This window comes from Microbacterium sp. ZW CA_36, assembly GCF_044987475.1.
Taxonomy (GTDB): domain Bacteria; phylum Actinomycetota; class Actinomycetes; order Actinomycetales; family Microbacteriaceae; genus Microbacterium.
Genome location: NZ_JBJDRL010000001.1, coordinates 121,662 through 132,640, shown reverse-complemented (window position 1 = coordinate 132,640; position 10,979 = coordinate 121,662). Strand labels below are relative to the sequence as shown.

General features: G+C 67.5%; 9 protein-coding genes. 4 read left to right on the top strand and 5 right to left on the bottom strand.

Annotated elements, in window-relative coordinates:
• Window positions 1-356 precede the first annotated feature (356 nt).
• Window positions 357-1,589, bottom strand: a complete 1,233-nt coding sequence (locus tag ACI3KX_RS00635) for an amidohydrolase (protein WP_404907080.1) — start codon at window positions 1,587-1,589, stop codon at window positions 357-359.
• Window positions 1,586-3,052, bottom strand: coding sequence for an MFS transporter (locus ACI3KX_RS00630; protein ID WP_404907078.1), 1,467 nt, complete (start codon window positions 3,050-3,052; stop codon window positions 1,586-1,588). The genes ACI3KX_RS00635 and ACI3KX_RS00630 overlap by 4 nt, the downstream gene beginning before the upstream one ends.
• Window positions 3,053-3,080: 28 nt before the next feature.
• On the opposite strand from ACI3KX_RS00630, the gene ACI3KX_RS00625 reads away from it, so the two are divergent.
• The 3 genes from ACI3KX_RS00625 (at window position 3,081) to ACI3KX_RS00615 (ending at window position 6,871) form a co-directional block, all read left to right on the top strand.
• Window positions 3,081-4,172, top strand: coding sequence for an Lrp/AsnC family transcriptional regulator (locus tag ACI3KX_RS00625; RefSeq protein ID WP_404907076.1), 1,092 nt, complete (start codon window positions 3,081-3,083; stop codon window positions 4,170-4,172).
• A 67-nt stretch (window positions 4,173-4,239) separates the two neighbouring features.
• Window positions 4,240-5,643 (top strand): L-serine ammonia-lyase, encoded by a 1,404-nt coding sequence (locus ACI3KX_RS00620; protein WP_404907074.1) that lies wholly within the window; start codon window positions 4,240-4,242, stop codon window positions 5,641-5,643.
• Window positions 5,644-5,659: 16 nt separating this feature from the next.
• On the top strand, window positions 5,660-6,871 hold the full coding sequence (locus ACI3KX_RS00615) for an amidohydrolase family protein (protein WP_404907073.1): 1,212 nt from the start codon (window positions 5,660-5,662) through the stop codon (window positions 6,869-6,871).
• 35 nt (window positions 6,872-6,906) lie between these two features.
• On the opposite strand, the gene ACI3KX_RS00610 is transcribed toward ACI3KX_RS00615, so the two are convergent.
• The 3 genes from ACI3KX_RS00610 to ACI3KX_RS00600 all read right to left on the bottom strand — a co-directional run bounded on the left by ACI3KX_RS00610 (window position 6,907) and on the right by ACI3KX_RS00600 (window position 9,296).
• On the bottom strand, window positions 6,907-7,656 hold the full coding sequence (locus tag ACI3KX_RS00610; protein WP_404907071.1) for an alpha/beta fold hydrolase: 750 nt from the start codon (window positions 7,654-7,656) through the stop codon (window positions 6,907-6,909).
• 47 nt (window positions 7,657-7,703) lie between these two features.
• Entirely contained in the window at window positions 7,704-8,558 is an 855-nt protein-coding gene (locus tag ACI3KX_RS00605; RefSeq protein ID WP_404907070.1) for an enoyl-CoA hydratase/isomerase family protein, read from the bottom strand.
• 111 nt (window positions 8,559-8,669) lie between these two features.
• The gene (locus ACI3KX_RS00600; RefSeq protein ID WP_404907068.1) at window positions 8,670-9,296 is read right to left on the bottom strand and encodes a TetR/AcrR family transcriptional regulator; all 627 of its coding nucleotides are present in this window, start codon (window positions 9,294-9,296) and stop codon (window positions 8,670-8,672) included.
• Between ACI3KX_RS00600 and ACI3KX_RS00595 the strand changes: the two genes are divergently transcribed.
• A complete protein-coding gene (locus ACI3KX_RS00595) occupies window positions 9,280-10,965 on the top strand; it encodes an MFS transporter (RefSeq protein ID WP_404907066.1) in 1,686 nt (561 codons plus the stop codon). The two genes, ACI3KX_RS00600 and ACI3KX_RS00595, sit on opposite strands and share 17 nt — an antisense overlap.
• Window positions 10,966-10,979 lie beyond the last annotated feature (14 nt).

Sequence of the window (10,979 nt, the reverse complement as noted above, 5' to 3'; positions counted from 1 at the left end):
ACTGAGCATAATGCTCAATGCGACGTGAACCTGCGAAAACCGCGGAATCACGCGGATCTAGGAGGAGCCGACCTACATCGTGCAACCGCCGAAAACAGGGTGCGGCAAACGGTTTGCGGGCAAAATGCGGGCAAGAATCGTTGAAAAATCAAGCATGTAGGCCATCCAAGATGCGAGCTGGGCGCGCGTCGAAATCGAACCTGCGGCCATGAAGCCTAAATGAGCAGAATGCTGAACAACAGTCGGATGAGGCCGCCAAGGGTGAGCATTATGCTCTGCGGCCCTATCTACGGGTTCCGGTCCCGCGCCTGCTTGAAGTTCGCTGGTGTGTGCGGCTCGGTCTGAGGTACCGCCCGCTACCGACGAGTGTGTCGCTTGCTGTCATCGGTGGCATCCCCCGCAGACAGCACCTCACCTGCGCGCATATGCGCTACGGCATCAGCGGCGGTGAGTGCCAGCGCGAGCGCACCGTCGACGACCGCGCCCTCGGCTGCGGGGCCGATCGCATCGCCGGTGAATTGAGGTGTGTGCGGAGCCGAGGAGCACCCCTCGATGGCGATGAGCGCATGGATCGAGGGGACGACGTGAGAGACATTGCCCATGTCCGTCGAGCCGCCTGGTGCCCCCGCATACGGTTGCGGCGAGCGCCCGAGGAACGCGAGGTTGCGGTCCCACGCGTCGGCGAGCACGGGGTGCTGCATGACATCGGCATACGTAGGCTCGGCGTCTTCCCAGCTCCACGAGCAGCCGGTCGCCACGGCGCCCCCCTCGAAGCAGGCGAGGATGCGACGCCGTGCGGTCTCCACAGCCTCCAGGGTGTCGGCACGCACCTCGGCACGCACGCGGGTCGACGACGGGATGATGTTAGTCGCCTCCCCTCCTTCGGCCACGAAGGCGTTGGCGCGCACGCCGTCGGGCAGATGTTGCCTGAGGAGCCCCATCGCGACGAGCCCGATCGTCGCGGCGTTCGCCGCGTTGACTCCCTCCGGGCTGGGGGCGCCTGCATGGCCGGGCAGACCCTGGAACGACACATCGAATCGCGCCACAGCCTGCGTCCGTACGTCGGCGCAGCGCAGATCCTGGCCGGGTCCGCCATGCACCATGAGGGAGAAGTCGACGTCGTCCCACGCGCCCGCCTTCAGCATGAGGATCTTGCCACCGCCGTGCTCCTCGGCCGGTGTCCCCAGTAGTTTCACCCGGATGCCGAGGGTATCGGCGACACTCGCCAGTGCGATCGCTGCACCGACGCCTGCCGCGGCGATGATGTTGTGTCCACACGCGTGACCGATGCCAGGAAGGGCGTCGTACTCCGCGCAGATCGCGACCGTGATGTCGCCGTCGCCATAGCTGCCCTCGACTGCGGTGTCGAGGCCGAAGGCGCCCACGCGCACCGCGAATCCCGCAGCGCGAAGCGCGTCGGCGACGCAAGCGGATGCGTGGTGCTCGGCGAAGGCGAGCTCCGGATGCGCGTGTATCTCGGTGCTCAAGGCGAGGACGGGCTCTGCCCAGCCCGCGCGCGAGGCGAGCAGGACGTCACGGATCTCGTGGCTCGCGGGCTGACACGACTGCTTCAGTGCGGCGATGGTCATCGTTCCTCGATCGGTTGGGCGGCGGGGCGGTCGGAGACGTCGTGCGCCGGTTCGGCGGGGGCTGCCACCCGGATGCGCAGCCCAACCACGGCCAGGAAGAGAGCGATTACCAGGCAGATGGCCCACACGGCGAAGAAGGACGGTGGAGTGGAACGGGCGTCGGCCGCTCCCTCGCCTGGGCTCGTGGCCACGAATAGCGCCATCACGAGGGCAAATACCGCGCCGGCGGCTGCTCCCGCCGCAGTGCGCGCAGTGTTGAAGAGCGCGGATGCGATGCCTACGGAATCCGCGGGGGCGTTGCGCACGACGACTGCGGGCAGTACGGCGAGGAGCACTCCGGCGGAGATGCCGCCGAGCGACATGGCGGCGATGAAGAGCGCAGCCGACTCCGCCAGGCCGATCATCAGTGCGAAACTCGCGGCGCCGACCACTCCCGCCAGCGCGATGGCCCGCGCAGCCGAGATCCTTCGGGCGAGACGGTCGCCGAGGAGGGTGCCGAGGAAGGCGGCGAGCGCGTACAGCACGATGATTGCGCCGGCGCCGGCGGGCGCGATTCCGAGACCGTATCCGTCGCGCGTGGGATCGCCGAGGAGCCAGAGGAAGCTCGCTGTCTGGCCGCCGTAGGTCTGTGCGCCGAACAGCAGCGAGGCGACGATCGGCAATCCGATGCCCCCGTGCGTCAGCATCGTCAGGTCGACAAGCGGATGGGAGGTCCTGCGCTCGACGAAAACCCACAGTGTCAGAAGCGCGGCACCGCCCAGGATGAGCGCGATGATGCGGGGGTCGCCCCATCCCCAGGCGGCCGCGTTTGAGATTCCCGTCAGCACTGCGAGCAGACCGGCTGTGAGCAGAATCGCCCCGATGAGATCGACGCGGCCCGGGCTGCGCACGACGGTCTCCGGCACGAGAAACACGACGACCGGCACGCACAGTGCGATGAAGATCGCGGGGATCAGCAGCACGATGGTGAGGTTGCCGATCGCGCCGAACAGCAGCCCGGACAGCAAGGCTCCGACGGCGGCGCCGAGGGTGAGTGCGCCGACGAGCACTCCGATGCTCTTGCTCGCCGAGCGCGGGTCGCGGGCGCGGACGATCGCGAACTCCAGGGGGAGGAACGCCGCGAGCGGCGCCTGTAGCGCCCTACCGAGGAGGAAGGTCTCGAAGGTCGGCGCGAACGCGACGACCACGGAGCCCACCGCGACGAGGGCCGATGCCACGACGAGGAGACGCTTGTGGCCGAACATGTCGCCGAGCTTGGCGAGGATGGGGACGCACGCGACCGTCATCAGCATGTACATCGCGTTCACCCAGTTCAGCGCGCCCGCACCGACCTCGAACTGCTGGCCGATCGCGGCGAGCAGTGGCGAGAACCAGCCTTGCAGCGCACCACTGCCAAACTCCATGACGACCAGGAAGCCGACGACGCCGAACGTCGAACGCGCTCGAGACACTCTTCGCTGCACGGAGTACTCCTCACTCGATTCTCAAGGGATGAGCCATGCTGATCCGCAACAGCCCGCTCGCTGGCTACAATGCAGGTTCATGAGTGATGACGACCCCTCGACGCAGGTTGTGAGTCTCGATGAGACGGATCGGCGACTGATCCAAGCACTTCAGATCAATCCCAGAGCTCGCTGGGCCGCCATCGCTCCCGTCATCGGTGTCGACTCGGTCACGCTCGCGCGTCGATGGGAGCGGCTCTCCGAACAGGGCCTGGCGTGGGTGGCGGGGCATCCCGGTGCTGGAGCGCGCGGACCGTCGGCCATTCTCGAGGTCGAGACCGAGCCCGGCGCAACACGAGAGATAGCGAGCGCGCTCGCTGCCGACCCGGAGGCATTCACGATCGATCACACCGCCGGAGGACGCGACCTGCTGGTTATCGTCGGCGCATCCGACCTGGACGCACTGAGCGAGTACATCATGGGCAGGATGCGGCGGCTCACCGGTGTGCGGGCGACGCGCACGCTCATCCTCTCCTCTCCCTTCACCGATGCCGGCCAGTGGCGCCTGAGGTCTCTGTCGGCGGAAGAGGTGGCGTCGGTCGAGCGCACGGTCGTCGCACCGAAGGCTGAGGGCGGACAGGTGGAACCGCAGTTCGAACACGATCTGCTGCAGGTTCTCGGTCATGACGGACGCGCGACCGTGACGACCATCGCGAGAGAGTTGGGCGTCGGGCAACGCCGGGTTCGTGAGGCGTTCGCGACACTCACCGCGCAGGGACGCTTGGTGGTGCGCACCGAGGTCGCCCGCAGCCATTCGGGATGGCCCGTGCACGCCTGGTACTTCCTGCGGGTTCCTGCAGTCATGACCGACCGGTTGGGCTCGGCCGTCACCCGACTCAGCGAGGTTCGGATGGCAGTATCGACGATCGGCCCCTACAACCTCGTTCTGTCGGTATGGATGAGGACGCTGGCCGATGTACAGCGACTGGAAGCCGCCATCGAAGAGAGCGTTCCGGGCGTGTCGATCGCCGATCGATCGGTGGTGCTGCGCAGCCTGAAGAAGGAGGGGCGTTACTTGAAGGCGCGGGGTCTGGCAACGGGCGTCGTCGTGCCGCTTCAGGCCTCATTACTGCGGCAATAGCCGCATTCGGGCGCTGAAACGGCGTATCGCCGAGTGCTTGGGATGTCGCCGCCTAACGTGTCGCGACATGACGAATGCACAGTCGACCGTCGGGGTCTTCGATCTGTTCACGGTCGGGATCGGCCCATCGAGTTCGCACACGGTCGGCCCGATGAAGGCCGCCGCTGCGTTCGCCGACTCTCTTGAGGTGCATGGCGCCACGGAGCGGGTGGCGAGACTGCGCATCGAGATCTTCGGCTCTCTCGCCGCCACGGGCGCGGGGCACGGCACGTTCACGGCCGTGCTGCTCGGGTTGTCGGGAGCGCGCTCCGACGAGATCACCCCGGAGCAGGTCACCGCACAGCTCGACGAGATCACGCGGACGGGGCAGGTCGAGCTGAGCGGACGGCACATCGTTCCCTGCCGGATCGAGGACTTCGTCCTTCGGCCGCTGACCGTCCACCCTCGCCACCCCAACGCTCTGTCGTTCACGGCTGTGGATTCCGCCGGCGATGACCTCGTGGCACAGACGTATTTCTCGGTCGGCGGCGGGTTCATTCTGCGCGAGGGCGCTGAGCAATCCTCCGCTCCGGACGGCCTGCCGCCCGCGCCCCTTCCGTTCCGCTCAGGAGCCGAGCTGCTCGCCAGGTGCGAGGAGACCGGGCTCTCCGTGAGCGAGGTGATGCGCGAGAACGAGCGCGCCCGCCGTGCGGATCACGAGATCCGGTCGGGCCTTCGGCACATCTGGGACGTGATGGAGTCGAGCGTGCGCTCCTCGCTCGGGCGGTCAGGGGTGCTTCCGGGCGGCCTGGGGGTGCGGCGTCGCGCGGCTGCGTGGGCGGCGCGACTGGATGCCGAGGACCCGGACCACGACCGCGAGCACTGGCAACAGCGGGTGAATCTCATCGCGCTCGCCGTGAACGAGGAGAACGCCAGCGGCGGGCGCGTGGTGACGGCCCCGACCAACGGGGCAGCGGGGATCGTTCCCGCGGTGCTCTACTACGCATTGCACTACACCCCTGCGGCCCAGTCCGCCCGCGAGGGCGTAGGGGAGGAGATCATCGAGAGGTTCCTCCTCGCCGCGGCGGCGATCGGCACCCTGTACAAGGCGAACGCCTCGATCTCGGGTGCCGAAGTGGGGTGCCAGGGCGAGGTCGGGTCGGCGTCATCGATGGCAGCAGCAGGACTGGCCGAGATCCTCGGCGGCAGCCCCCGTCAGGTTGAGAACGCCGCCGAGATCGCGATGGAACACAATCTGGGTCTCACCTGCGACCCCATCGGCGGTCTGGTGCAAGTCCCTTGCATCGAACGCAACGCGATCGCTGCGTCGAAGGCCATCAATGCCGCACGGATGGCCCTGTGGGGCGACGGCAACCACCGTGTCTCGCTCGATCAGGTGATCGCGACGATGCGCGAAACGGGGGCGGACATGAGCAGCAAGTACAAAGAGACGGCGCTGGGGGGCCTCGCCGTCAACGTGGTCGAGTGCTGAGGCGAGGGGAGAAGGCATGCTGAGACGCACAGTGTTCACGGGAGGGCACGTGTTCGACGGCGCGTCGACCTCACGCGCCGACGTCGCGGTGGCCGGCGACCGCATCGTCGATGTGGGCCTAGGCCTGGACGGTGACGACGCCGTCGACTGCACGGGGATGTCGATCGTCCCAGGTCTGTTCGACTGCCATGTCCACGTCATGGTCCGCGACCTCGATGTCGCCCGCAGCGAGCAGGAACCGTTCTCCCTCGCGTACTACGAGGCGCTGCGCAATCTGTCGCTCCTGCTCGATCAGGGCATCACATCCGCGCGCGACGCGGCCGGAGCAGATGCAGGCGTCAAACGAGCGATCGAGCAGAACCTCATCGAGGGGCCTCGCCTACAGCTGGCTCTCGTCATGCTCTCTCAGACCGGTGGTCACGGCGATCTGCATCTCCCCTCCGGCGGCAGCCGCTCGATGTCGATGATGATGCCGCATCCGGGGCGGCCTCGAGCGGTGCGCGATGGACCGGATGACGTGCGGCGCGGCGTGCGCGAGGTACTGCGGGCGGGGGCCGACGTGATCAAGGTGGCGACGACGGGCGGCGTCATGTCGGCGGGCGACGATCCGCGGCACGCGCACTTCCGTGACGACGAACTTGCGGTGATCGCCGCCGAGGTGGCCGCGGCGGGAACCTACTTCTTCGCCCACGCCCAGGGCACAGAGGGCATCAAGGCGGCCTTGCGCCACGGGGCGCGCTCGATCGAGCACGGGTACCACCTCGACGACGAGGCCATAGACCTGCTGCTGTTGAGGGACGCCTGGCTCGTGCCGACCCTCTCAGCGACCCAGGCGATCGTGGACGCCGCCGACCGCGGCGTACCGATCCCGGCGGAGAGTCTTGCCCTCGCCCGCGAGGCGCTCGACGCGCACCGTGCGAGCTTCGCTCGTGCGGTCGATGCGGGCGTGAAAATCGCCATGGGCACCGATTCGCCGCCATACGGGCATCCCTCGGCAAGCAACCTCGACGAGCTGCTGCTGATGACGCAGGCATCGTCGATGACACCAGGAGAGGCGTGGCGATCTGCCACCGCGGATGCCGCGGCGCTGCTTCGGCAGGACGATCTCGGCACCATCGCGCCCGGGAAGATTGCCGACCTGGTCGTCGTGGACGGAGGACTCGACGACCTGCGAGAGCTCCGGAACCGTATCCGATATGTCACGATCGGTGGCCGGCGCGTGCGGTGACACGAAGACCGGGCGCAGGCCGGTGCCGGCTCTCCTCAGCGCGCGTCGGCGAGGAAGCAGGTGATTGCCGCGGCCGCACGAGCGGGCCGCTCGTTCTCCCAGGTATGACCGCACCCGGCAAGCACCAGCACTTCGGCCCGTGGCACCTCACCCGCCATCGACAACGCATCGACGACGGGCACCACGGCGTCGTGACGCCCGTGCACGACGAGCGTCTCGGCGGTGATGTCCCCGAGATGGCCGCGCGTGTCGAACGAGCGCGCCGCGGCAAAACGTCGGATGAGTCCTTCGTTGCGGTCCGGTGACCGCGGTGCGCCGCTGTCCGCCGACGTGGACGTCGCGGCCGGCGCCATTCGTGCAAGGAGAGCCCTGGCGTGCTCCTCATTGCCGTTCTCGAGCGCGCGCAGCAGTTCAGCCACAGGGGCGGCCACCCGCTCCGGGCGGAACGGCGCCTGTGACGTCGCGCCGAGAACGAGACCGTCCAGAAGGTCGGCATGGCGCAACGCGAAGGCCTGCGCCACCATCCCTCCGAACGAGGCTCCCAGCACGTGTGCCCGCGAGAGGCCGAGCGCCTCGAGCAGCAGGGCGAGATCGTCGGCGAGGTCGTCGGTCGTGTACGCGGACGGTTCGAACCGGGTATTCCCGCGATCGCGCTGATCGTAGGTGATCACGGTGAAGGCGGACTCCAGGTGCAGACGAAGCTGATTAAAGAGCTCCTGCCCCACCTGCAGCCCGTGGAGGAGGACGAGGGGAGGCCCGGTGCCCTCGGCGCGGTACGACGTCACGCCCGAGCCGGTGCGGACGAGCGACGCCGTGCCTCCCGTCATCCGTGTCACCAGATCCTGCGCTCGCGTGCGTCGGCGACGAGCTCGGGATCGGGAATGAGCGCCTTCGAAGCCACGGTCGCCAGCGACTGCTGCGAGAAGTGGAAGCCGAAGTCCTCTGTCACGAGCTTCCGCCATGGCCGGTTGAGGATGTTATGCGTCGACCAACGCGCGAACCGCGGTCGCTTCATGATGTCCCGTGCGAGCTGCCAGGCCTTGGGGAGCAGTTCCTCGCGAGGCAGCACGTCGCTGACGAGACCGTACTCGAGTGCCTTCCGGGCAGGGATCCCGGTTGCGCCATAGACGGCGTACGCGGCGCGCTTCGTGCCCATGAGATGCTGCAGCGCAAGTGCGAGGCCATCACCGGGCGAGGTACCGACCATGAAATGCGGGTCCATGAAGTCGGCGTCCTCAGCGGCGAGCGTCACGTCGCACATGAGCGCGAACTCGGTATGGATGCCCGGGCCGTTCACAGCTGCGATCGTGGGGATGTCGATGTTGTTCACGAAGTTCTCGATCAGCTTCCAGGCATCGATCGTCTGCTGGAAGATGTAGTCCGGTGACTCTTCCACCAGCGGCTTCGGCCAGGTCTGACGCGGGTCTCCCTGGAACCAGGTGTCGCCCGTTCCCGTGATGATCAGCACGTGGTTCTCGGGGTCGTTACCGACGTCCTGCCACACCCGACTCCAGGCGTTGTGCGCAGCCCAGTTGTGCACATACGGGCCGCCATCCGTATGCAAGCGCAGCTCGAGGATGCCGCCCTCCCGGCGCATCTCGAAGAAGTCGGCATAGCGCTTCGAGTACTCCGCCAGCGGCGTGGGCGCGACATGGCCATCCCATCCGAAGCTCGACGTGTCCACCATTGTGAGTCCCTTCGCCGGAGCGAGCCGTTCTCGCCCATTAATGAGACAACGTATCTCTCTAAGGCGCTGCAGGGATCAATGCTCAGACGGATCGCAGGGAATATGCGCGGATCAGTCGAGCGGTGAAGATTCAGGGAGCAGATCGGGGTGCGCTCGCCACAAACCAGCCAGCACGACGTCGACGACCTCGCGCGCGTCGCTCTGCGTGAAGGGCCGCGTCCGGCGCAGGACGAACCACTGCACAGGCCCCGCGAGCATCATGTTGACGAAGGGCGCCTCCACCGGGGGCAGCTGTCCTGCCTCGGTCGCCCGGTCGAGGCGGCGCTGCAGATCGTCGGTGCGACGATCCAGGAGCTCCGACCCCATGCGGTGCAGACCATCGGTTTCGTCGCGCCGGCGCAGCAGGATCTGCAGCGCCGCCCGACCCGCCGGAGTTGCGGATGCCTCCGCGAACGAGTGCAGGAAAACCACGAGATCGCGCCCGACGTCACCCGTGTCGTCGATCGGCACAGACGTCTCGGCGAATCGCGCGAGCACATCACGGAACAGATCCTCGCGATTCGGCCACCGTCGATAGACGGTGGCGCGACCCACGTGCGCACGGGAAGCCAGCTCCTCGTACTGCAGGCCCTCGACCCCCTGTTCAGCGAGGATGTCGATCGCCGCCGCCCAGAGCCGCTCCGTGACCTGACGCGTGCGGCCGCCCGGGCGCCGTGCTCGCGTGGGGTTCACCGACATGCGCCCAGCCCTCTCCTTGGCGGCTCCACCCATCGCAGTGCTGCGGATGTGGGCCCTCGTCCAGCCGATGATAGTTGTTTCGCTCACTGGTACCGCAATGGGCGAGATTTACTGCGCTGAGGGGCGAGACAGCGCTCATTTTCTGCACATGCCGAGATCCGCTGCATCCCGGCTCAAGAATGACCGCACCTTCGACGCAGATGACGTCGTACCCGATCCCTGGAAGCGAACCATGACTCAGAACCCTGTGCGGACACATCGATCTGCGACCCTGAAGGCCGGCGGCTGGCGGGCGCAACTCGTCTGGTGGGTCCTGATCCTCATCGTCGCGAACACCCTCGTCGACACGGTCATCGTCGCGCCTCTGCTCGTGCTGCCGCAGATGGCCGAGTTCTTCGGCACCGATCAGAGCGCCTGGCTCAACGCCAGTGCGCTCCTCGCGGGCGCGATGTGGGCACCGTTGCTGGGTAAGAGCGCGGATGTCTACGGCAAGCGCCGCATTCTCGTGCTTGCCCTGCTCGGCGGCGGTGTCGGCGCGCTCATCTGCCTCATCGCCCCCAACATCGGCGTGTTCCTGCTCGGCCGGGTCATCCAGGGGGCCGCCGTGGGTTCGGTCTTCCTCACCGTCGTCTACATTCGGCAGATGTTCCCTGCCGGCGTGGGGATGACCTCGGTGGGCATCGTCACCTCGGGCTCAGCGATCCTCGGGATCGCGTCACCGTTCCTCTTCGAGGCGGTGGTCGACGCGTTCGGGTTCCGCGCCGTTTTCGTGGTGTCGGCCGCGCTCGCCCTGTCCGCGGCAATCGCCGTGCGCGCGTTTCTCCCCGAATCACCCGTTCACGCACGGGGTCGGGTTGACGTCGCCGGCGCGGTGCTGCTGGGGCTTGGCCTCGCCGGCGTCCTCGCGTACATCAGCCTGGCGCCCGCCGCGGGGTGGACCGACGTCGGGCTGCTCGTTCTCCTCCTGTGCGGCGTCGTGCTGCTGGCGGCCTGGGTGTTCACCGCTTTGAAGACCGCCGAGCCCGTCGTCGATCTACGCATGCTGACGCGCCCGGTGGTCGCCACCCTGCTGGTGGTGGTCCTTGGCGCTGGTGCCTATCAAGCGCTGCTGCAACTGGTCGGCATCATCGGACAGACTCCTCCCGAGCAGGGCCTCGGATACGGCCTGGCAGGCGAGTCCAGCTCGCTCGGCCTCATGTTCGCGCTGCCGGCTCTCGGCGCCGCAACGGGAGGGGTCTTCGCGGGATGGCTCGGCGGTCGCATCGGCCCCGCCCGCACGCTCGCGGGCGGTGTATTCATCGGCATCGTTGCGTCGATCGGGCTCATGTTGTCGACCTCGTCATTCCTCCCCGCAGCGATCTGCGCGGGCTTCCTTGGACTGACCGCGGGGGCGGTCGTCACATCGGGCTTCAACCTCTCGACGACGCTCGTCAGCGAGGAGAAGCAGGGTGTTGTTGCGTCGCTGGTGCAGGTGATGCTCGGCGTCGGCGCTGTCGTGTTGAACATCGTCGGAGGGAGCGTCCTGAGTGCCACCGCGACCCCAGGTTCTTCGATCCCATCCGCACAGGGCGTCAATCTCTACATCGTGGTGATGCTCGCCGCGTTCATCGTCGCCGCCGTCATCGCCGTGTGGCTCTCGCGCCGCGTCCGTCGAGCGTCCGCGGCATGAGGGGCGCCGCTGTA